Annotated in this window: 17 protein-coding genes and 2 tRNA genes; 4 read left to right on the forward strand and 15 right to left on the reverse strand. The window is 71.5% G+C overall.

From position 1 onward, the window contains the following. Positions 1–295: 295 nt before the first annotated feature. Positions 296–3,172, reverse strand: a complete 2,877-nt coding sequence (leuS, locus tag ACFY6S_RS10815) for a leucine--tRNA ligase (protein WP_388830354.1) — start codon at positions 3,170–3,172, stop codon at positions 296–298. Between the two features lie 746 nt (positions 3,173–3,918). Between leuS and ACFY6S_RS10820 the strand changes: the two genes are divergently transcribed. Then, positions 3,919–5,730, forward strand: coding sequence for a hypothetical protein (locus ACFY6S_RS10820; RefSeq protein ID WP_388830351.1), 1,812 nt, complete (start codon positions 3,919–3,921; stop codon positions 5,728–5,730). Further along, a complete protein-coding gene (locus tag ACFY6S_RS10825; RefSeq protein WP_388830348.1) occupies positions 5,727–7,340 on the forward strand; it encodes an NADH-ubiquinone oxidoreductase-F iron-sulfur binding region domain-containing protein in 1,614 nt (537 codons plus the stop codon). The genes ACFY6S_RS10820 and ACFY6S_RS10825 overlap by 4 nt, the downstream gene beginning before the upstream one ends. 140 nt (positions 7,341–7,480) lie before the next feature. On the opposite strand, the gene ACFY6S_RS10830 is transcribed toward ACFY6S_RS10825, so the two are convergent. The 9 genes from ACFY6S_RS10830 to ACFY6S_RS10870 all read right to left on the reverse strand — a co-directional run bounded on the left by ACFY6S_RS10830 (position 7,481) and on the right by ACFY6S_RS10870 (position 12,478). Further along, a tRNA-Ala gene (locus ACFY6S_RS10830) sits at positions 7,481–7,553 on the reverse strand. Between the two features lie 95 nt (positions 7,554–7,648). After that, entirely contained in the window at positions 7,649–7,882 is a 234-nt protein-coding gene (locus tag ACFY6S_RS10835; protein WP_114621985.1) for a hypothetical protein, read from the reverse strand. A 264-nt stretch (positions 7,883–8,146) separates the two neighbouring features. Beyond that, positions 8,147–8,219 (reverse strand) — tRNA-Ala (locus tag ACFY6S_RS10840). A gap of 95 nt (positions 8,220–8,314) precedes the next feature. After that, positions 8,315–8,968: a histidine phosphatase family protein gene (locus ACFY6S_RS10845; protein WP_388830451.1), complete on the reverse strand. Its 654-nt coding sequence runs from the start codon at positions 8,966–8,968 to the stop codon at positions 8,315–8,317. Then, positions 8,965–9,417 carry a ribosome silencing factor gene (gene rsfS / locus ACFY6S_RS10850; protein ID WP_388830344.1) on the reverse strand — a complete coding sequence of 151 codons (453 nt, stop codon included), beginning with the start codon at positions 9,415–9,417 and terminating at the stop codon, positions 8,965–8,967. The genes ACFY6S_RS10845 and rsfS overlap by 4 nt, the downstream gene beginning before the upstream one ends. Before the next feature lie 135 nt (positions 9,418–9,552). Continuing rightward, on the reverse strand, positions 9,553–11,367 hold the full coding sequence (locus tag ACFY6S_RS10855; protein ID WP_388830341.1) for an LCP family protein: 1,815 nt from the start codon (positions 11,365–11,367) through the stop codon (positions 9,553–9,555). Between the two features lie 18 nt (positions 11,368–11,385). Next, a complete protein-coding gene (gene nadD, locus ACFY6S_RS10860; RefSeq protein ID WP_388830338.1) occupies positions 11,386–12,033 on the reverse strand; it encodes a nicotinate-nucleotide adenylyltransferase in 648 nt (215 codons plus the stop codon). 38 nt (positions 12,034–12,071) lie between these two features. Next, a complete protein-coding gene (locus ACFY6S_RS10865) occupies positions 12,072–12,230 on the reverse strand; it encodes a hypothetical protein (protein ID WP_388830335.1) in 159 nt (52 codons plus the stop codon). A gap of 95 nt (positions 12,231–12,325) precedes the next feature. After that, a complete protein-coding gene (locus ACFY6S_RS10870; protein WP_388830332.1) occupies positions 12,326–12,478 on the reverse strand; it encodes a hypothetical protein in 153 nt (50 codons plus the stop codon). A gap of 151 nt (positions 12,479–12,629) precedes the next feature. Here ACFY6S_RS10870 and ACFY6S_RS10875 point away from each other — a divergent pair, with 151 nt between their 5' ends. Beyond that, positions 12,630–13,796, forward strand: coding sequence for a M48 family metallopeptidase (locus ACFY6S_RS10875; RefSeq protein ID WP_388830329.1), 1,167 nt, complete (start codon positions 12,630–12,632; stop codon positions 13,794–13,796). Between the two features lie 73 nt (positions 13,797–13,869). Here ACFY6S_RS10875 and ACFY6S_RS10880 read toward each other — a convergent pair whose 3' ends face one another. The 5 genes from ACFY6S_RS10880 to proB all read right to left on the reverse strand — a co-directional run bounded on the left by ACFY6S_RS10880 (position 13,870) and on the right by proB (position 19,026). Continuing rightward, the gene (locus ACFY6S_RS10880; RefSeq protein ID WP_388830326.1) at positions 13,870–15,015 is read right to left on the reverse strand and encodes a hypothetical protein; all 1,146 of its coding nucleotides are present in this window, start codon (positions 15,013–15,015) and stop codon (positions 13,870–13,872) included. A 70-nt stretch (positions 15,016–15,085) separates the two neighbouring features. After that, positions 15,086–15,709, reverse strand: a complete 624-nt coding sequence (locus tag ACFY6S_RS10885) for a hypothetical protein (protein ID WP_388830323.1) — start codon at positions 15,707–15,709, stop codon at positions 15,086–15,088. Positions 15,710–15,813: 104 nt separating this feature from the next. After that, on the reverse strand, positions 15,814–17,097 hold the full coding sequence (locus ACFY6S_RS10890; protein WP_388830320.1) for a glutamate-5-semialdehyde dehydrogenase: 1,284 nt from the start codon (positions 17,095–17,097) through the stop codon (positions 15,814–15,816). A gap of 118 nt (positions 17,098–17,215) precedes the next feature. Beyond that, entirely contained in the window at positions 17,216–17,758 is a 543-nt protein-coding gene (locus ACFY6S_RS10895) for a hypothetical protein (RefSeq protein WP_388830317.1), read from the reverse strand. A gap of 143 nt (positions 17,759–17,901) precedes the next feature. Next, a complete protein-coding gene (gene proB / locus ACFY6S_RS10900; RefSeq protein ID WP_388830448.1) occupies positions 17,902–19,026 on the reverse strand; it encodes a glutamate 5-kinase in 1,125 nt (374 codons plus the stop codon). Between the two features lie 365 nt (positions 19,027–19,391). Here proB and ACFY6S_RS10905 point away from each other — a divergent pair, with 365 nt between their 5' ends. After that, positions 19,392–21,506, forward strand: coding sequence for a glycosyltransferase family 2 protein (locus ACFY6S_RS10905; RefSeq protein ID WP_388830314.1), 2,115 nt, complete (start codon positions 19,392–19,394; stop codon positions 21,504–21,506). The last annotated feature ends 4 nt before the right edge of the window (positions 21,507–21,510 follow it).

Raw genomic sequence — 21,510 nt, forward strand, 5'->3', positions numbered from 1 at the left:
CCCCAACCTGCCCGTAGGGGAAAGCCCTGGGCCGGTAAGGCCGGTAAGCGCCACCACCTGCGGGCCGGCCGGCAAGCACCACCACCTGCCGGCCCAACATCAGACGGCGGCCGCATATCAGACGGCGGCGGGGCCCTGCGTCAGACAACCACGCCTTCGGCCCGCAGCAGGGAATGGCCCCGGCCCCCCGCCCCGAAGCAGGGATGACCCCGGCCCCGCCCCGCAGCAGGGATGGCCCCGGCCCCGCCCCGGAGCAGGAGAGAGTGACCCCGGCCCCCGCCCCGGAGCGAACCCGCTACGCCGGAACGATGTTCACCAGCTTCGGCGCCCGCACGATCACCTTCCGGATTCCCGCCCCGCCCAGCGCCGCGACCACACCCGCGTCCCCCAGCGCCAGCGCCTCCAGCTCCGCGTCCGTGATCGACGGGGAGACCTCCAGCCGGGCCTTGACCTTGCCCTTGACCTGCACGACACAGGTCACGGTCTCGTCCACGACGTACGCCGGGTCCGCGACCGGGAAGTCCTGGTGCACGACCGATTCGCCGTGGCCCAGCTTCCGCCACAGCTCCTCGGCGATGTGCGGCGCCAGCGGCGCGATCAGCAGCACCAGCGGCTCGGCGACCGACCGCGCGAGCGGGCCGCCCGTCTTGGTCAGGTGGTTGTTCAGCTCGGTGACCTTGGCGATGGCCGTGTTGAAGCGCAGCGCCGTCATGTCCTGGGCGACGCCGTCGATCGCCTTGTGCAGCGCGCGCAGCGTCTCCTCGTCCGGCTCGGCGTCCACGACGGTGACCTCGCCGGTCGTCTCGTCGATCACATTGCGCCACAGCCGCTGCAACAGGCGGTACTGACCGACCACGGCGCGCGTGTCCCACGGCCGCGAGACGTCCAGGGGGCCCATCGCCATCTCGTACAGCCGCAGTGTGTCCGCGCCGTACTCGGCGAAGATCTCGTCCGGGGTGACCGCGTTCTTCAGGGACTTGCCCATCTTGCCCAGGACCCGGCTGACCTTCTCGCCCCCGTACCAGTAGCCGCCGTCCCGCTCCTCGACCTCGGCCGCCGGTACCGCGATGCCACGGCTGTCGCGGTACACGAAAGCCTGGATCATGCCCTGGTTGTACAGCTTGTGGAACGGCTCGTCCGAGGAGATGTGTCCCAGGTCGTAGAGCACCTTGGACCAGAACCGCGCGTACAGCAGGTGCAGTACGGCGTGTTCCGCGCCGCCCACATACAGGTCGACGCCACCGTGCGGCTGCCCCTCGCGCGGGCCCATCCAGTACTGCTCGATGGCCGGGTCGACCAGCTTCTCGCTGTTGTGCGGGTCCAGGTAGCGCAGCTCGTACCAGCAGGAACCGGCCCAGTTCGGCATGGTGTTGGTCTCGCGCCGGTAGCGCTTGACGCCCTCGCCCCGCCCGAGGTCCAGCTCGACATCCACCCAGTCCGCGTTCCGCGACAGCGGCGTCTCCGGCTGGGTGTCGGCGTCGTCCGGGGCGAAGGTGCGCGGCGAGTAGTCGTCGACCTCGGGCAGCTCCAGCGGCAGCATCGACTCGGGCAGGGAGTGCGCGGTGCCGTCCTCGTCGTAGACGATCGGGAAGGGCTCGCCCCAGTACCGCTGGCGGCTGAACAGCCAGTCGCGCAGCCGGAAGTTGACGGTGCCCTCGCCGATGCCGCGTCCGGTCAGCCAGTCGGTGATGCGCGCCTTCGCCTCGGCGACGTCCAGGCCGTCCAGCGAGATACCGGCGCCCGTCGAGTTGACGAGCTTCGCGTCGTACGAGGAGAACGCGTCGTCCCAGGTGGCCGGGTCGGTGCCGCGGTCGTCCGAGGGCTCCACCACGCAGCGCATCGGCAGCTCGAAGGCGCGGGCGAAGGCGAAGTCACGGCTGTCGTGCGCCGGGACGGCCATGATCGCGCCCGTCCCGTACCCCATCAGCACGTAGTCGGCGATGAAGACCGGCACCGGCTCGCCACTGACCGGGTTGGTCGCGTACGCGCCGGTGAAGACGCCGGTCTTGTCCTTGGCCTCGGCCTGCCGCTCGACGTCGGATTTCGAAGCGGCCTGCTTGCGGTAGGCGGCGACGGCCTCGGCGGGGGTCGCGTGACCGCCCGTCCACGCCTCGTGCGTGGATTCCGGCCAGGCGGCCGGCACGATCGACTCGACCAGCTCGTGCTCCGGAGCCAGCACCATGTAGGTGGCGCCGAACAGCGTGTCCTGACGGGTCGTGAAGACCGTGATCGCGCCCGCGCCACCGACCTGGAAGTCGACGCGCGCGCCCTCGCTGCGGCCGATCCAGTTGCGCTGCTGGAGCTTGATGGCCTCCGGCCAGTCCAGCTCGTCCAGATCGTCGATCAGCCGGTCGGCGTAGGCGGTGATCCGCATGTTCCACTGGCGCAGCTTCGCCTTGAAGACGGGGAAGTTGCCGCGCTCGGAGCGGCCGTCGGCGGTGACCTCCTCGTTGGCCAGGACGGTGCCGAGGCCGGGGGCCCAGTTGACGGGCGCGTCCGAGGCGTACGCCAGCCGGTATCCGCCCAGCACGTCGGCGCGCTCGGCGGCGCTCAGCTCACTCCAGGGGCGCCCGTCGGGCGTCGCGCGCTGCCCGCTGTCGAACTGCGCCACCAGCGTGTCGATGGGGCGGGCCCGGTCGGCGTCCCTGTCGTACCAGGAGTTGAAGATCTGTACGAAGATCCACTGGGTCCACTTGTAGTAGTCCGGGTCGATCGTCGCGAAGGAGCGGCGCTTGTCGTGGCCCAGGCCCAGCCGGCGCAGCTGGACCTTCATGTTCTCCATGTTGGCCTCGGTGGAGGCGCGGGGGTGCGTGCCGGTCTGGACGGCGTACTGCTCGGCGGGCAGGCCGAAGGCGTCGAATCCGAGTGTGTGCAGGACGTTGTGCCCGGTCATGCGCTGGTGGCGGGCGAACACGTCGGTGGCGATGTAGCCCAGCGGATGTCCCACGTGGAGCCCGCTGCCGGACGGGTAGGGGAACATGTCCATGACGAATTTCTTGGGCTTCGCGGCCAGCTCGGGGTCGCCGGCCAGCTCACCCGTCGGGTTCGGTGCCTCGTACGTGCCGTCGGCGTCCCAGAAGCCCTGCCAGCGCGCCTCGATGTCGGCGGCCATGGCGGAGGTGTAGCGGTGCGGCGCCACCGGCTCGGCGGCGGCGGGATTGGTCTCGCTCATGTTCTCTGAAGCTCCATCGGTCGTCTCTGCCAGCGGACTCGGCTGTGCCGTTCAGCGGATGACCGTGCTCGTCGGTGCACCACGTTCGTCGGTGAACGAAAAAGGCCCCTCACCCAGGAGGGACCGCCGCGCCGATTCCGACCGGATCTCTCATCCGTCGGGACTGATCAGCGCGGCCCGCTAAGCAGAAGGCGTACGGCACGCATGGCGCCAGGGTACCGCAGCGCCCGGACAGCACGCACGGACGTATCACGCGACGACCCGCCCCCAGCCCGCGGCGGCGAGAACGGACGGCGGAGAGGTACGGCGAGAACGGACCACGGAGAGACACGGCGGACCCGGGCGGCGAAAACAGCGGCGAGGAGGACGGCGGAGCAGAGGTGACGAAGAAGAACGGGCGAGAAGCGAACAAGGAGCGGCCCGCGACCGTACAACCGGACGCGGGAGCGAACAAGAGGGTGCAGGGGCAGGGAGAGGATGAGGAGAGAATGCGGAGAATCCGCGCCAGGAGGGGGCAAGAGGTTGACAGAGGACGTTGAGAGAGACTGCCGGACGGGCCCAGGGGGTCGCGAAGGGAGTGCCGGGACGGCTGCCTTTCCGCGCGTATCGCCTCCATCCGGGCAACTCAGGAGTCGGATAGCTCACCTTCACTCGGCTAAACCCGCAATCCGAGTGCTGCCCGGTATGGCGCCACTTAGCATGCCGCACCGGGACCGCTTTCCCGAGCCCTTCGGAGTTGCCCCCCTATGAACCCTCTTCGCACGCTTGGCTCGTCGCTCGGCTCGGACGTCGGCAGGAGCCGGCAGATCTCCGGCGTGGCGACCGTCGCCGCGCTGGTGCTGGTACCCCTGCTCGCCGTCGTGGGAGGTGACGCCTTCCGCGCCTTCATCGACTTCGGCGCCGGTGTGCTGTCCCTGCTGTCGCTGTCAGGGGCCGTCGTCTGGGGCCTGATAGCCACCGACAGGCTGCTGCTCTCACCGCGCCACCGTCTGGTCGCCCAGGGAGTCCACCGGGCCACCGCGGTCGCCTCGCTCGGCTTCCTCCTGCTGCATGTCAGCATCAAGATCTCGCTCGGCAAAGTGGCTCTGATCGGGGCGCTGTTGCCGTTCGGACTCGGCATCACCGGTACGAACGGACTCATCGGCTTCGGCTCGACGGCCGGGCTGCTGATGGTCGTCGCCGCCACCACCGGCGCCGCGCGCAGCGTCTTCTCGCTGCCCGGCACCTTCGCGTACAAATGGCGGGCCATCCACATGGTGGCCTATCCCGCCTGGTGTTTCGCCATGGTGCACGGGCTGTTCACGGGCCGGCCCGCGGCCACCTATGTCACGGTCATGTACTCGACCGTCATGATCGGTGTGGCCGGTGTCGTCTCGCTGCGTCTGCTGCCCGGCGAGACCCAGCGCCGCCTCGCCGAGCGGGTCATCTCAGTGACGGGCGCCGAGGCCGATCCCCGGGAGTCCAGGGCGACGCGGCGCGACCTGCTGGCGGACCCCCTGCCCGGCGCCACGGGCATCCCGCCGCAGCGCGAGTACCGGCCGGGGCGGGAGCGCGGGTCCGCCGTCCCCACGCCGTCCGGAGGAGTCCCGCTCGACGCGCCCCGCACCCCGCCGCGGCTTCCCGCGCCGTCGCCACCGCTGTACGAGGCGACGCGGCCGATGGCCGATCCCCTGCCGCGCCCCGGAGCCGACCCCCTGGCGGATACCTTCATCGCGCCGCGCGGCGGCCAGGCGTTCACGGGCCCGGAGTCCGACGGCACGGATTCCGGTACGGGTCTGTCGGCCGGCTACCGCGCGGTCGCGCGGGGCGGTGACGCCACCGCCCGGATGCCGGTCACGCCCGGCGCCCCGGCCGGCTCGCGGCGGGGCGGCCCGCCGGGCGGCGACATACCGCTCGCCGAGCGCGTCCTCATGACCGACGAGATCCCGGTCGTCCAGAACGAGCCGGCCGGCCGGGGCGGCTCCTGGCCCGCCCCGATGCCCCCTCCGCCCGGCCAGGCGTTCGCCCAGCCCGCCCCCGCCCCGTACGACACCGGCGCCGTCCCCCCGTACGGCACCGGCGGGAACCAGCCGTACGGAGCGGGGGCGGACCCGCGGCCGTACGACACCGGCGCCGCCCCGCGGTACGACCCGGCGGCGGGCCAGCCGTACGACCGGGGCAGGCCGCCCCCGTACGACCCCGACGCCCCCGAACCGTACGAGCCGGGCCCCTTCCCGTCGTACGGCACGGGCGCCACTCCCCCGTACGACCCCGCCACCCCCTACGGGCCCGGCGGCGCGTCCCCCTACGGACCCACCGGTGCCTCGCCCTACGGCACCACCACGCCCGCCTCGTACGACACCGGTCCGCTGCCGCCGTACACCCCGGGCACCGCCGCTCCCTACGACAGCGGCGCGTTCCCCGCCCACGACGGCGGCGCCCCCGGCGGGCAGGGCAGGGCCGCGCCCGATCCCTACCCACGGCGGTCCGCGTACGGCGCGACCGACCCCGCTCCCGGTCCCGTCCAACAGCCCCCGGCCGGGGAACCCTGGAACGCACCCGCAGGAGACCGACCGTGAATGCCCCACTCCCCGATGTCCCCGAAGTCCGTGTCGTCGGCCTGCCCCAGCTGACGCAGGGCTTCGACCTGGTCGAACGCCTCGATCTGCCCATGCACCTCAAGGTGCACGGCCCGCTCGAAGCCATGACCGGCGAGCGGCTCGCCCAACTGGCCGAGAACATATCCCTGACCGGCCGGGGCGGCGCCGGCTTCCCGTTCCACCGGAAGCTGCGCGCCGTCGCCAAGTCCGCGATCCGTCGCGGGGTACGGCCGGTCGTCGTCGTCAACGGCAGTGAGGGCGAGCCGCCGTGCCGCAAGGACACCGTGATGCTCAACCGGGCCCCGCACCTCATCCTCGACGGCGCGCTGCTGGCCGCCGAGGCGCTCGGCGCGCGCACGCTGGTCATCGCGGTCACCCGTAACTCCACCGAGGTGTCGATCCGCGCGGCGCTCGCCGAGCGCGGGCTGTCCGACCGGCGCGGGCAGGCGCTGCGGGCCAAGGTGGTCCGGACGCCCGAGCGCATGGTCTCGGGGGAGGCGTCCTCCCTGATCCGCGCGATCGGCGGTGGCCCCGCCAAGCCGCCCGGCCGGCGTGAACGCGCCGCCGAGTCGGGCGTCGGCGGCCTGCCGACCCTGCTGTCCAACGCCGAGACCTTCGCCCAGCTGGCCGTCGGCGCGCGGATCGGCGCCCGCCGCTATACGCACACGGGGCTGGAGGACGAGCCCGGCACGGTCCTGCTGACCCTCTCGGGAGCGGTCGCCCGTCCCATGGTCATCGAGGCTCCGACCGGCGTCCCGCTGCGCTACATCCTCCAGATGGCCGGTGCCCCGCCGATGCCGCAGGGGGTGCTGACCGGCGGGTACCACGGCGACTGGATGGACGCCGTCTCCGCCCACGAGGCCGTCATCTCGAAGAAGTCCTTCAAGTCCCTGGGCGGCGCGCTGGGCGCCGGGGCGATCCTGCCGATCGGGCCCGAGACCTGTCCGCTGGGCGAGGCGCTGCGGGTCGCCAACTGGCTCGCGGCCGAGAGCGCCGGCCAGTGCGGCCCGTGCAAGCTCGGGCTGCCCGCCGCCGCCGGCGGCCTCTCCGACGTGATCAACGGTGGTGGCCAGGCATCGCTGGAGGCGCTGCGCGCGGTCGTCCAGGCGGTCAAGGCGCGCGGCGCCTGCCAGCACCCGGACGGCTCGGCGCGCTTCTTCAACTCCACCCTGGCGGCGTTCACCGACGACCTCGCCGCGCATGTGCTGAACGGAGGCTGCGGGCGCGAGACGACCGGCGTGCTGCCGCTGCCCGGCGAGGGCTACCAGGACCTGGTGGAATCCATTCCCAGCGGCGGGAAGCTGGCGATCGACTGGACGCTCTGCGAGGGCCACGGCCTGTGCGCCGACATCCTCCCCGAGCTGTTCCGGATGAGCCCGGACGGCTTCCCCACCCCGGCGAAGGCGGACGTCCCCATGCACCTCCAGGGCGCGGCCCAGCGCGCGGTACGCAGATGCCCGCAGCTCGCGCTCCGTCTGGAGCAGGCACCGCCGCCGCAGCCGAGGGTGGAGAAGGCACCCTCCCGCGCGGCGCTGCCGCCGGGCGGAACCGGCAGTCGCCGCAAGGCGCTTGGCCCCGGGCGCGGTTGACCGCCGGTCGGGCGGGCCTGCCGGGCCCGCCCGACCACCTGCCCCGAGCCACGACAAGACCAGGACACGACGAGACCAGGACACAGCAAGAAGCGGGCCATCCGGATTCGGATGGCCCGCTTCTCTTCGTACTGAACCTGTGGAGCTAAGGAGAATTGAACTCCTGACCTCCTGCATGCCATGCAGGCGCTCTACCAACTGAGCTATAGCCCCTCGCGAGGCGCCACCGGGGTTTCCCTCGGCGACATCGCCAACTTTAACGGTCCCGCCGCCCACCACCAAATCGATTCCGGGCGGGGTGCGGGGACTCAGGCCGTGGCGAACGAGTAGAACCGCTTGAGGGTGCAGTGCTCCTCGACCAGCCGGCCGTAGATCGGCTCGCCCTCCAGCTCCCGGTACGTCTCGATGGGGTCGCCTTTTATGATCAGCGCCCGCGCGCACTCCTCGCACCAGTACTGGTAGTCGGCGTTGACCGGGTCCATGTCACGGACGATCGGCGTGCCACTGCCGCACCAGTCGCATTTACGCCTGTGGGCACCCATCAGTCAGCTCCAGCTCCCGGTCCGGTTCTTCGCCCCCCTCCGGCCGTCCGATTCTGTCACGCGAACGACCTGCGGACAGCCTGAAGTGCCGTGCCTGTAAAGGCTGGACGAGTAAGTCCGGATGACATTCCCTGCTCGGGGCGGGTGAAACCGGCCGGGGCCCTCAAGATCACCCCGCCCACCGGCGGCCCGGGTGCGCACTCGACAAAAAATCCCGCCCCCAGCGGGGGACGGGATTCGATGCGGTATGTCTCTTACTGATTGTGGAGCTAAGGAGAATTGAACTCCTGACCTCCTGCATGCCATGCAGGCGCTCTACCAACTGAGCTATAGCCCCGCGTGTTCCCCGCGCTCCGCGCTGCGAACAAGAAGAACTTTAGCCTGCGACCTGCCGGAAAGCGAAATCCGGCCCCGGCCACCGTCCGGGGCCGCTCAGTCGTCGTCGCCGAGGACCGGCTCCGGGAGGGTGCCGGCGTTGTGCTCCAGGAGCCGCCAGCCGCGCGCGCCCTCGCCCAGGACCGACCAGCAGCAGTTGGAGAGCCCGCCGAGCCCTTCCCAGTGGTACGACTCCAGGCCGAGCAGCCGGCCGATGGTGGTCCGGATCGTGCCGCCGTGGCTGACCACGACCAGGGTGCCGCCGTCGGGCAGCGCGTCGGCGTGGTGCAGCACCAGGGGTGCCGCGCGGTCCGCGACCTCGGTCTCCAGCTCGCCCCCGCCGCGCCGCACGGGCTCGCCGCGCTTCCAGGCGGCGTACTGATCGCCGTACCGGCCGACGATCTCCTCGTGGGTCAGCCCCTGCCAGGCCCCCGCGAAGGTCTCGCGGAGCCCGGCCTCGTACGTGACGCCGAGCCCCGTGACCGAGGCCAGCTCACCGGCGGTGGCGACGGCACGCCGGAGGTCGGACGCGACGATCGTGTCCGGCTTCAGCGAGGCCAGCAGACGCGCCGACCGCCGGGCCTGGGCGAGGCCCTCGGGGGTCAGCTCGATGTCCGTGGAGCCCTGGAAGCGGCGCTCCAGGTTCCAGGCCGTCTGGCCGTGGCGCCACAGGACGATGCGGCGGCCCCGGCCGCCCTGCGCGCCGTTCAGCTCAACTCACCTTCCGCGTCACCGGCGATCCCGGTGTGGTCTCCGGTGGCGTCGGCGTGCTCCCTGGCCTTGCCACGGGTCTTGACGGCGTCCTCGGGCAGCGACAGCTCGGGGCAGTCCTTCCAGAGCCGCTCCAGGGCGTAGAAGACGCGCTCCTCGCTGTGCTGCACGTGGATGACGATGTCCACGTAGTCCAGGAGGATCCAGCGCGCGTCGCGGTCGCCCTCGCGGCGCACCGGCTTGGCGCCCAGTTCCTTCTGGAGCCGCTCCTCGATCTCGTCGACGATCGACTTGACCTGGCGGTCGTTGGGCGCGGAGGCGAGCAGGAAGGCGTCCGTGATGGACAGCACGTCGCTGACGTCGTACGCGATGATGTCGTGGGCGAGCCGGTCCGCCGCGGCCTGGGCCGCGGCGTTGACGAGCTGAAGGGAACGATCAGTAGCGGTCACTGGCAGGCTTTCGTAGACGGTCGTGGAGAGACCCAGGATCTCACGGACCACCGACAGCCCGCGCTCCCCGCCGAGGGGCGGGGATCACCCCCGCCCCTCGGCGCCCGATCCGGCGGGCGCCGGCGCCGCTCCCAGTTAATTGATCTTGTAATCCTGGCCGAGGACGACGGAGACATCGGCGTTCGCCGCCGCCTTGGCCTTCTGCACCGCGCTCGCCGGCAGACCGAGGGTCTTGGCGACCTCTTCCGCCTGCGCCTTCTTCGCGTCGTCCCCGTAGGTGACGCGTGACGATGTCACCGCCTCGGCCGTCCCGGCGTCCACGAAGCCGTAGCCGCCGTTGACCAGCGAGATACGGGCCGACTCCGCCGCGTCCTGGTCACCGCTCGCGTTCTTCACGCCGACCCGGACCGCCGCGCCCTGCTCGGGGGCGCTGACGGAACCGCCGAGAATGTCCTTCACCACGCTGTCGGCGGTCTCCTCGCTGAGCGTGCCGTTCTCCTGGACGGGCAGGAGCGTCGTCCCGTAGTCGCCCACCTTGGCGTGTTCGGCGAGCTTGGCGAGCGCGGCGCCGAGGTCCTTCTCCGGCAGCGAGGGGTCGAGGATCTGTCCCAGGGTCTCCACCGTGATGGTCGCCGACTTCGGATCGTCGGAGACCTTGCGCAGCGCGCCCTGGAGAACCTGCCCGAACCGCTGGAGCTGCTTGCCCTCGGCCTCGTCGGGCGCCCGGTAGGTGGCGTAGGCGACGGCCATCTTGCCGCTGAGGGTCTGCTTGTCGCCCTTCTTCACCAGCGCGTCGTCGCCCTTCTTCGCGCCGGGCACCTCGGTGTCCGTGTCCACCTCGATGCCGCCGACGAGTTCGACGAGCGTGTCCAGGTACGGGGTGTCCAGCCGCCAGGTGCCGGAGATCTTGGTGCCGAGCAGCGTGCCGACGGAATCGCGGGTGGCGTCGGAGCCGTCCTCGTCCACGGACTTGCCGAGCGTCGTGGAGACTCCCTCGTCGTCGGCCACCGCGAGGGAGTTGGGCAGCAGGACGGTGGTGCCCTTACCGGTCGTGGAGTTGTTGACCAGCAGCGCCGTGGAGGTGTCCTTCTGCTTCGTGCTGCGCAGGTGCACGACGATGACGTCGCGCTTCTGGGGCCCCGAGACGGCGCTCGCCTTCTCCTCGGACGAGGAGAGACCGGGCAGCGCGCCGGCCCACCAGAGGTAGCCCACGCCGGCGCCGACCACCAGGACGAGCGCGACGACCAGGGCCACGACGCGGCTGCGGCCCCGGCGCTTGGCCTCCTCGCGGCGCTCGGAGCGGCTCTCGGTGAACTTGAGCCAGTCGATGACGTCCTCGGAGTCCTCGCTCGGCTCCTCTATGAAGGAGAACTGCTCCGTCTTGTAGTCGCGTTCGTCGGTGTCGGGCCGCCGCTGCCCCGGCACGGCGGCCTCGGGCGCGCCGCCCCGCTCGGGCGGGACGGACGAGGCGGGCGGGACCGGCGCCGCGGATGCCGGGGGCGGTTCGGGGGCGAAGGGTTCGGGCGCGGGGGCGGCGCCGTGCCGCGCCTCGGAGACGGCCTGCTGGGGGGCCTGCTGCTGCGGGATGTTCCACTGCTGCTGTTGCCGGTCGGTGTCGACGCCGACCGGTTGCTGGCTGCCCGTGTCGTAGCCGTACCCGTCGTATCCGTACCCCTGTTGCTGCTGTTGCTGCTGCGCGTACGGGTCGTACGGCTGCTGCGGGTGCGGCTGATCCGGCTGGGCGTAGGGGTCATAGCCGTACCCCTGCTGCTGCGGCTGCCCATAGGCGTCGTACTGCTGCTGGGCCTGGTTCTGCTGAGGCTGGTTCTGCTGAGGCTGGTTCTGCTGGGGCTGCTGATACACCGGCTGCCCGTATTCGTCGTAACCGACGACGGAGGGCTGCGCGTAATACGGGTCGTACGGATCGTACGGCTGCTGTCGGTCGTTCACGGTGCCCCTCTCCGTGGCTCATTCGCCGCGGTACAACTGCCGCTTGTCGATATAGCGCACGACACCGTCCGGCACCAGGTACCAGACCGGATCGCCCTTGGCCACCCGGTCCCGGCAGTCGGTCGACGAGATCGCCAGCGCCGGCACCTCCACCAGCGAGACCCCGCCCTTCGGCAGTCCGTCGTCCGTCAGATCGTGGCCCGGCCGGGTGACTCCGATGAAGTGGGCGAGCGAGAACAGCTCCTCGTGATCGCGCCAGCTCAGGATCTGGGAGAGCGCGTCGGCGCCGGTGATGAAGAAGAGGTCCGCGTCGTCGTTGAGGTTCCGCAGGTCCCGCAGCGTGTCGATGGTGTACGTGGCGCCGCCCCGGTCGATGTCGATCCGGCTGACCGAGAACTGCGGGTTCGACGCCGTGGCGATGACCGTCATCAGGTAGCGGTCCTCGGGCGGGGAGACCGCTCGCTGACTCTTCTGCCACGGCTGCCCGGTCGGCACGAACACCACCTCGTCGAGGTGGAACAGCGCGGCGACCTCGCTGGCCGCCACGAGGTGCCCGTGGTGGATCGGGTCGAACGTCCCGCCCATGACGCCGAGTCGACGCTTACCGCGGCCTGATCCGGTGTCGGGAACGGGGACGGGGCCGGTGGACGCCTGCTGCTCTCCCATGCGGCCACAGCCTACTGGCACCGGATCGCGACGCCGCGTCAGCGGTCGCGGTTGAAGCGGGTGGTGATCCACAGCAGCAGGAGCAGCACGAACAGGGCGCTGCCACCGATCAGGGCCGGGTTGAGGCTTTCGTGCTGGCCGCCCTCGCCGCCCTCGGCGAGCATGACCAGGTTGGCGGCGGTGCCGGTGAGGCTCATCTTCTGCGGGCCCTTTTCCTCGGGGATCGTGGGGAAGTCGGAGCGGAGACTTCGGGCACATCGTATGCGGGGCCGCCGGGCACGCTCACGCCGACTCAGTCGTTGTGATCGTTGTCGCGGTATCCGCGCAGCAGGAACCAGGCGAGGAAGGCGGCTCCGACCAGGCAGACGACCAGCACGATCGGCACCGTACGGCCCGGTCCCTGCTGATCGGACGCGGCGGCGAGCAGTGTGACGGTCTCCGGCATGTCGGTTGTGCTCCTCGGTCTTTTCCGGCTGGGGCCGGGGGCGTTTTCCCCCCGGGGCTCAGCCACGGGCCCCCGCCACACGGTAGCGCCAGCCTCTAGGGTGGAGGCCGTCAGGGGGACGAGCTCGGACTCGTACGAACAGGGGATATCCATGACAGACGACCGTCACGACGCGGCCGACGGCGGGGCCGCCGGCCACGAGAAGGTGCCGAGCAGGCAGCGCAAGCGCTTCCCCGGTATTTCCTCCCGGGCGTACGAACACCCCGCGGACCGCTCGGCACTGGTCGCCCTGCGCAAGCTGAGCGGGTTCGACACGGTCTTCAAGGCGCTGAGCGGACTGCTGCCCGAGCGGAGCCTGCGGCTGCTCTTCCTCTCCGACTCGGTGCGGGTGAGCGACGCCCAGTTCACGCATCTGCACGCCATGCTGCTGGACGCCTGCTACATCCTGGACCTGGAAAAGGTCCCCGTCATGTACGTGGCGCAGGACCCGAAGCCCAACGCGATGTGCATCGGTCTGGACGAGCCGATCATCGTGCTCACCACAGGGCTGGTGGAGCTGCTCGACGAGGAGGAGATGCGGGCCGTCGTGGGCCATGAGGTGGGCCACGCGCTGTCGGGTCACTCCGTCTACCGGACGATACTGCTCTTCCTCACCGGTCTCGCGCTCAAGGTCGCCTGGATCCCGCTGGGCAATGTCGCGATCATGGCGATCGTGACGGCGCTGCGCGAGTGGTTCCGCAAATCGGAGCTGTCGGCGGACCGGGCCGGGCTGCTGGTCGGGCAGGACATACGGGCTTCGATGCGCGGTCTGATGAAGATCGCCGGTGGTAACCATCTGCACGAGATGAACGTGGACGCGTTCCTGGCGCAGGCCGAGGAGTACGAGTCCGGCGGCGATCTGCGCGATTCGGTGCTGAAGATCCTCAATGTGCTGCCGCGCACGCACCCGTTCACCACCGTGCGGGCCGCCGAGCTGAAGAAGTGGTCCGAGAGCCGCGACTTCCAGCGGATCATGGACGGCCACTACCCGCGCCGTGCGGAGGACAGGGACACCTCGGTCACGGACTCCTTCCGCGACTCCGCCTCGCACTACGCGGACACGGTCCGCGGCAGCAAGGACCCGCTGATGAAGCTGGTCGGCGACATCGCGGGCGGGGCCGGCGATCTGGGCGGCAAGCTGCGCGACAAGTTCACGGGAGGCGGCGGGACGGGCGGCAACCGCGCCTCGGGCGACGGCGACCGCGACAACGGCAGCGGGTCCGGCGGCAGTGGGTCCGGCGGCAGCGGCGGTACGGACGAGGGGCCGGGCCGGCCCTGACCTCCGGCTCGCGGGCGGGCAGCGGTCGGGCCGGACCCCGGTGGTGGTCCGGCCCGACCCCGGTCCACGGGAGTCAGCGGGCCGGACCGCTCTCCGCCCCGCCCGGCTCCGCCGGCGGGGACAGCGCGCCGCAGAGGGCGGACGGCACGGGGCCCGTCGCGTACGGGTCGGTGGCGGCCGGGTTGTGCGGCTTCGCCCGTTCGCCCGCCAGCAGCGGACGCAGCGCCCTGGGCACATCGGCCGAGCAGGACTGCGGGCCCACCTGGGCCGAACTGCTCAGCAGCGCAGCCTGATGCCGGGGCAGATCGTCGACGGTGAGCCGAAAGCGCAGCTCGCGCCGTACGGTGAACAGCGAGGCGTCCGTCGCGGGCGGGGCGGTGGACCCGCTCGGCCGCAGGGTGTAGACGAAGACGTGGTCCGAGACCACCTCCAGCGTCCCGGGCGCCTTCTCCTCGTACCGCAGTGAGCCGCGCACCCGCACCCGACTGTCGGCGAACGCCACCTTCGCCGGGTCGAAGCGCACCAGCCAGCCGATCGGGGCGTGCTGCCCGTCGTCGGCCGGATCGGTGAAGCTGCGGTCGAACTGCCCCTGCTGCTCGGGGTCGAGCAGCACGCGGACGGGCCGTACCGTACGGCCCATCAGGACGTCCGGGTCGAGGGACGAGGCGACGAGGTAGTCCTTGACGACGGCCAGCGCGGCCACCACCTGGCCCTCCGCGAAGTCCCCGGTGGGGCGGGCGGCGGGCACGGTGATCCCTTCGGCCCCCACCCGGAACCGCGCGGCGGGGCTGCGCGCGAGCAGCTCACCGGGGGCGCCGCCCGGCACCGGCCCCTCGGGGGCCAGCGGGATCACCGAGATCCGCGCCTGCTCGGCCGCGCGGACCGGCGGCGGCCGGTAGGGGTTGCGCAGGCCCAGATAGACGGCCGTGCCGAAGGAGATCACCAGAACCAGCAGGAGCAGCAGAAGCTGTCTCGGGCCGCTTCCGAAGCGTCTTCTGCCCCGGCTCCCCCAGCCCCTGCCCGGTGACCCGGTCGGCAGGTGCGGCGGGAGTCTGCGCACGGCGTGGGCGCGGTCGGTCATCCGCTCGCGCGCGGAGAACTCCTGGAGGTGGGCAGCGCGGATGAACGACTCGTCGAAGACGACGGATCGGTACTCGTCGTCCTCACCGCCAGGGGGTCCGTCGGGTTCCCCCTCGGGTGGGTCTCCGTGCCCTGCCATACCTTGAGGGTAGGTCGGAGGGGTCGAACGTAAACGCCGGAGAAGTCGGCAACTTCCGGTTGGCCCGCACTCACCCGTTCAGGTCGTGAGGCAGCCCGGTCCCACCCGGCGCGGCCGAAGCGGCGGGCGCCGAGCGGGGTGCCTCGGCGGACGGCGTGCTCCGGCCCGGCTTGTCGACCCCCGTGGTGGCGGGCTGGGGCACCTGGCCGTCGCGGCTGCTCGCGCCGCCCCGGTAGACGGCGGTGAAGGCCAGCGCGACCATGCCGATGCCCATCACCAGGGCGAGCAGCCAGGCGACCGGGCGGTGCCAGCGGGCACTGCCCCGGTAGGGCCGCAGGGTGCCGCCGTGGCGCCCGTAGGGGCCGGCGCCCCCGTCGGGGTCGTCGGGGTCGTAGCCGCTCCCGTAACCGTGCTCGGGGCCGTACGCGCCGTCGCGGCCGTACAGCTCGAACTGATCGTCGTACTGGTCGTCGTCGTGGGAGCCGCCGCCGGATCTGGCGCGGGCGGCCTCGGCCTCGGCGCGTGCCTGGGCGGCGGCGAGCAGCCGCTCGACGGCGGAGGGTTCGTGGATGGTCGCGGATCTGACGAAGTCCTCGTCGAATACCACGGAGGCGAAGTCCTTGTCCGCGCCTCCGCGGTCGTCGTCGGGCTCGCGGCCGTCAGGAAACGGCCTGCCCCCCACGTCGTCCGGCACATCTTCAGAGTAGACCGGGAGGGGCGTTTTGGGCAGGCGGAGTCGGAACTCTCCCGGCTTGGCGTTCCTCACACCCGTCCGGTGTTCCACCGCGCGGTGAAGCGCTACCGGATGTGCCCGTCGCCGGTGACGATGTACTTCGTGGAGGTCAGCTCGGGCAGCCCCATCGGCCCCCTCGCGTGCAGTTTCTGGGTGGAGATGCCGATCTCGGCGCCGAAGCCGAACTGCCCGCCGTCCGTGAACCGCGTGGACGCGTTCACGGCGACCGTCGTGGAATCGACCAACTGGGTGAACCTGCGGGCGGCGGCCTGCGACGTGGTGACGATCGCCTCGGTGTGGCCGGACGACCAGAGCCGGATGTGCCGGACGGCCGCGTCCAGGGAGTCGACGACCGCGGCGGCGATGTCGTACGACAGGTACTCGCTCTCCCAGTCGTCCTCCGTCGCCGGTACGACCGTCGCCTTCGTGCCCGCCGCGTACGCGAGCACCCGCTCGTCCCCGTGCACCGTCACCCCGGCCTCCGCCAGGGCGTCCAGCGCGCGCGGCAGGAAGGCGGCGGCGCTGTCCTGGTGGACGAGGAGCGTCTCGGCGGCGTTGCAGACGCTGGGGCGCTGGGCCTTGGAGTTGATCAGGATGTCGACGGCCATGTCGAGATCGGTGTCGGCGTCCACGTACACGTGGCAGTTGCCGGTGCCGGTCTCGATGACGGGGACGGTGGAGCCCTCGACGACCGTACGGATCAGGGAGGCGCCGCCGCGCGGGATCAGTACGTCGACCAGTCCGCGCGCCCGCATCAGTTCCCGCACGGCGTCCCGGCCCTCGCCGGGGACCAGTTGGACGGCGTCGGCGGGCAGTCCCGCGCCGCCGACCGCGTCGCGCACCACCCGGACGAGCGCGGTGTTGGAGGCGATGGCGGACGAGGAGCCGCGCAGCAGCACGGCGTTGCCGGACTTCAGGCAGAGGGCCGCGGCGTCCACGGTGACGTTGGGGCGGGCCTCGTAGATGATCCCGACCACGCCGAGCGGGACCCGCACCTGGCGCAGGTCGATGCCGTTCGGCAGGGTCGAACCGCGTACGACCTCGCCGACCGGGTCGGGCAGGGCGGCCACGTCCCGTACGTCCCCTGCCATGGCCCTGATCCGCTCCGGGGTCAGCGTCAGCCGGTCGATGACCGACTCGGCGGTGCCCGCCTCACGGGCCCGCGCGACGTCCTCGGCGTTGGCCGTGACGATCTCGTGGGTACGGACCTCCAGCGCGTCGGCGATGGCCAGCAGCGCGTCGTCCTTGGCCGCGCGCGGCAGCGGCGCGATGTCGGCGGCCGCGGCGCGGGACCGGTAGGCGGCCCTGGCGACCGGGGTGAGGTTGTCGTACGGCGAGAGCGAGGTCATGTCCCGCAGGGTAATGCGCGCCCTGCGGGCATTCGGCACGTATTCCGCACTCCGAGACACGGCGGTGACCCGGGGGCCACCGCCTCGGCCGTCCGTACGACGCCGGCACCGCCGTCCGTCAGAACGGATGGACTCCGACCGGCGCCGCCGGGGGCGGACCGTATCCCTCCGCGATGCGCAGGTGGTACGTCTCGCGGTCGATGACCTCCAGGCCCACGATCTCCCACGGCGGCAGCTTCGCGGTGGAGCGGTGCTCGCCCCAGAGCCGCAGCGCCACCGCGGCGGCGTCGTGCAGGTCCCGGGCCTCCTCCCAGTAGCGGATCTCCGCGTGGTCGTTGGCGTATCTGCTCGTCAGCAGGAAGGGATGGTCGTGGGCGAGCTGTTCGAGACCACGCCTGACCTCCGTCAGCGGCGCTTCCCGGCCCGAAACGCTCAGCGTGATGTGCCACAGCTTCGACACCGGGCGTCCCTCCCCGGACACGTCCGCCGTCGGTGCAGCCTCCCGTCGCCGTCCGTCGTCGGCGTCGGCGGCTCCGGCGCCGCCGTCGAAGGCGTCCCCCGCTTCGACGCTGGTCAGGGCTCGTTTCTCACCCGTCGCCCGCCGGGCGTCGGCGCTGCCACCGGTCCCTCGGGGCACCGCCCCGGGGCGCGCTCGTCTCACCAGCGGCCTCCTGTTGTTGCGTCGTCGTGCTGTACCCCGCCTGTACCCCTGGGACAAAGTTGACCAGTCCCGGGCGGAACGTGGGGCCGTTTTGGTAAAGGTGCCTGCCCGAAGGCCGGACTTTCAGCCGTTTCAGGGCCGGGTCAGGGATGCAGGACGACCAGATCGTCTCTGTGTACGACCTCGCGCTCGTAGGCGGGGCCGAGTTCACGTGCCAGCTCTCTGGTCGAACGGCCGAGCAGCTGGGGGATCTCCTTGGCGTCGAAGTTGACCAGCCCCCGCGCGACCGGCCGGCCCGCCGGATCCCGCAGCTCGACCGGGTCACCCGCGCTGAACTCGCCCTCCACGGCGGCGATCCCGGCCGGCAGCAGCGAGGTGCGCCGCTGCACGACGGCCCGGACCGCGCCGTCGTCCAGGGTGAGGGCGCCCAGCGGGGTGGAGGCGTGCTCCAGCCACAGCAGCCGGCCCGCCGAGCGGCGTCCCGTGGGGTGGAAGTACGTGCCGGTGTCACGGCCCGCGAGGCCGTCGGCGGCCCGGCTGGCGGAGGTCAGCACCACCGGGATGCCCGCCTCGGCGGCGATCCTGGCGGCCTCGACCTTGGTGACCATCCCGCCGGTGCCCACTCCCGCCTTGCCGGTACTGCCGATGGAGACACCGGCCAGGTCCTCGGGGCCGCGCACCTCGGCGATCCGGGAGGCGCCGGGCCGGCTCGGGTCGCCGTCGTAGAGCCCGTCGACGTCGGAGAGCAGCACGAGGAGGTCGGCGCGGACGAGATGGGCGACGAGGGCGGCCAGCCGGTCGTTGTCGCCGAAGCGGATCTCGGCGGTGGCGACGGTGTCGTTCTCGTTGACGACCGGCAGGGCGCCCATGCCGAGGAGTTGGTCGAGCGTCCGGTAGGCGTTGCGGTACGAGGCCCGGCGACTGGTGTCGTCCGTGGTGAGGAGCACCTGCCCGACGCGTACGCCGTACCGGGCGAACGAGGCGGTGTACCGGGCGACCAGCAGCCCCTGCCCCACACTGGCCGCGGCCTGCTGGCGGGCCAGGTCGCGGGGGCGGCGGGGCAGTCCCAGCGGGGCGAGTCCGGCGGCGATGGCACCGGACGACACGAGCACGATCTCCCGCTCGCCCCCGCCCGCCGCGTGCGCCCGGCCCCTGACGGCGGCGAGCACGTCGACCAGCGCGTCGACCCGGTCCGCGTCGAGTCCTCCGGAGGCGGTGGTGAGCGAGGAGGAGCCGACCTTGACGACGATCCTGCGAGCCTGTGCCACCGCGTCCTGCCGTGTCGCTGCCACCGTGCTCAGCCTCTTGTTCTCGCGCTCTCGTACGCCCGTACCGCTGCCGGGCGGGCCCGCTCCAGCGTACGCGGACCGGACCGGACGGAGGTGGTCCATTTCACTGGATGGGACACGAGTGAGGTGCGTCCCGAGGGTCAAACTCGCGTCAACAGGACAACCGGGCCGCCGCGACAGCGGTCTGACAGGTGTAACAACAGTCGGGATACATCGCCTGTCCCCCCGGCGCTACGCTGACCGGGACGGCGCCCTCGTACGTCGCCGATCATGGCGGCTCTTTCAGCCTCGAACCCCCCCGAGAACCACAACACGAGATGGGCCATCCGTACATGCCAGTAAAAGTGAGTGTCGTCATTCCGGTGTACAACCCGGGGAAGTACATCGATCCCTGCGTGAATTCACTGCTGGCCCAGACCCTGCCGGCCGAGGATTTCGAAGTGCTTTTCGTCGATGACGGCTCGACGGACGACACACCGGCCCGGCTCGACAAACTCGCCGAGGAACATCCGCACTTCCGGGCGATCCACATCCCCAACTCGGGCTGGCCGGGCAAACCCAGGAACATCGGGGTCGCGGAGGCGGCGGGCGAGTACGTCCAGTTCCTCGACCAGGACGACCACCTGGCGTCCGACGCGCTGCGCCGGCTGTACGAGATGGGCCACCGCAACGGCTCGGACATCGTCATCGGCAAGGTGGCGTCCAATTTCCGCGGTGTTCCGCACGGCGTTTTCAGGACGACCCGAGAAAAGTGCGATCTGACGAACGCACCGCTGTACGACAGCCTCACCCCGCACAAGATGTTCCGTACGGAGTTTCTCCGCGAGAACGGCATCGCCTACCCGGAGGGCAAGCGGCGGCTGGAGGACCAGCTGTACATGATGCAGGCGTATTTCCCCGCCAAGGTCGTCTCCATTCTGGGGAACTACACCTGCTACTACTACTCGAAGCGGGACGACGGCCAGAACGCCGGATCGGCGCGGATCGTGCCCTCCGGGTACTACGGCAACCTCCGCGAGGTCCTCAAGGTCGTCGAGAACAACACTGAACCGGGTGAATTCCGCGACCGGTTGCTGCGGCGCTTCTACCGGGTCGAAATGCTCGCACGGCTGAGCGAGCCGTCGGTTCTCGGCTACACGCCGGAGTACCTGGACGAGATGTGCGACGCCGTGCGGCCGCTGGCGCGGGACTTCATGCACGACGGTGTGCACGACGGGCTCGGCGCCCTGACCCGGCTGCGCTCCACCCTGCTGCGCGCCGACGACCGCGAAGGGCTGCTCAAGGCCGCCGCCTTCGCCAAGTCGGTGACGGGCGCGGCCCGTCTGGAGGACTTCGTCTGGGAGCAGGACGGCAGGATCGCGCTCACCGTCACGGGTCGGCTGGTGCACGGCGAGGAGCAGCGTCCGCTGCGCTTCGTCCGCCGCGACGGCCGCTACTTCCTGCACCCGGAGATCACCGAGGGCCTCCTCCCGGACGGCGAACTCCTCGACGTGACCGACGACATGGACGAGTTCAAGGGCGAGATCTCGCTGCGCAACCGGGAGACGGCCGTCGAGTGGCCGTGCCCCGCGCAGTTCACCGTCAAGATCGAGAAGGTCACGGAACCGAAGCCGGCGGACGCCACCGCGAGCGCGGCGGAGGCGGACAGCGCCACGAAGGAGCGGAGCCCCGCGAAGACGGAGAGTCCCGCGAAGGCGGCGGAGGACGTGTACGAGGTCGTCCTGTACGGCACCGGCCATGTCACCAGCGAGGCCGTCAAGGGCAGGGGCCGGGTCTCGCGCGGCTTCTGGGACGTCTGGGTGCCGCTGCGCGGCCTCGGGCTCGTACGCAAGGCCAGGCTCGGCGCGGACCGGGCGCCGCAGGTGGACGCCAAGTGCCTGCCCGCCGTGCTCGGTACGCCCGGCCGGCCGGTCATCCCGTACTTCACCGACCCGTACGGCAACCTCACCCTCGATGTCGCGGGCCGCGCCAAGAAGATGGCCGCCTATCTGGCGGACCGCCCCGTCTTCCGGATGCCGGGCAGCCGCTCCGAGCTGCGTCTCGACGTGTTCACCGGCACCGCCTCGGGTTCCCGCGCGGTCGAGCTGGTGCTGACCGGGGCTGACGGCACCGTCAGGACCGCCCCCGCCACGCTGCGCCCCGACCACGGCCGGGCCCACCTCGATGTGCCCCCGCGCGTCCCCGGGCTGCCCGCGGGCCCCGCGCGGCTCGCCGTCCGGCTGGACGGCGAGCAGGACCCGGCGCTGGACCTGTGCGAGGTCCCCGTCACCGAGGACGGCCGTGTCCGGCTGGACCGCGGCGACCTGCCCCAGGTCGATCCGCTGCTCGTCCGGGTGGTGACGGTGCAGCGCCGCAGGGCGTCCGTGCGCAAGGTGCTGCGCTCCCTCGGCGGCCCGGTCGTGCGCCGGCTGCCCCCGGCGGCGCGCAAGAAGATCCGGCGGCTCGCGGCGCGTCTCTGACGAC

Origin of the sequence: Streptomyces sp. NPDC012835 (genome assembly GCF_042900885.1) — a bacterium.
Lineage (GTDB): Bacteria > Actinomycetota > Actinomycetes > Streptomycetales > Streptomycetaceae > Streptomyces.

Bases quoted from the DNA above. Each gene is read 5' to 3' on its own strand.
- ACFY6S_RS10870 (WP_388830332.1), bottom strand. From the start codon at position 12,478: ATGCCGGAGACCGTCACACTGCTCGCCGCCGCGTCCGATCAGCAGGGA.
- ACFY6S_RS10820 (WP_388830351.1), top strand. From the start codon at position 3,919: ATGAACCCTCTTCGCACGCTTGGCTCGTCGCTCGGCTCGGACGTCGGC.
- nadD (WP_388830338.1), bottom strand. From the start codon at position 12,033: ATGGGAGAGCAGCAGGCGTCCACCGGCCCCGTCCCCGTTCCCGACACC.
- ACFY6S_RS10865 (WP_388830335.1), bottom strand. From the start codon at position 12,230: ATGAGCCTCACCGGCACCGCCGCCAACCTGGTCATGCTCGCCGAGGGC.
- ACFY6S_RS10890 (WP_388830320.1), bottom strand. From the start codon at position 17,097: ATGACCTCGCTCTCGCCGTACGACAACCTCACCCCGGTCGCCAGGGCC.
- ACFY6S_RS10880 (WP_388830326.1), bottom strand. From the start codon at position 15,015: ATGGCAGGGCACGGAGACCCACCCGAGGGGGAACCCGACGGACCCCCT.
- ACFY6S_RS10875 (WP_388830329.1), top strand. From the start codon at position 12,630: ATGACAGACGACCGTCACGACGCGGCCGACGGCGGGGCCGCCGGCCAC.
- leuS (WP_388830354.1), bottom strand. From the start codon at position 3,172: ATGAGCGAGACCAATCCCGCCGCCGCCGAGCCGGTGGCGCCGCACCGC.
- ACFY6S_RS10835 (WP_114621985.1), bottom strand. From the start codon at position 7,882: ATGGGTGCCCACAGGCGTAAATGCGACTGGTGCGGCAGTGGCACGCCG.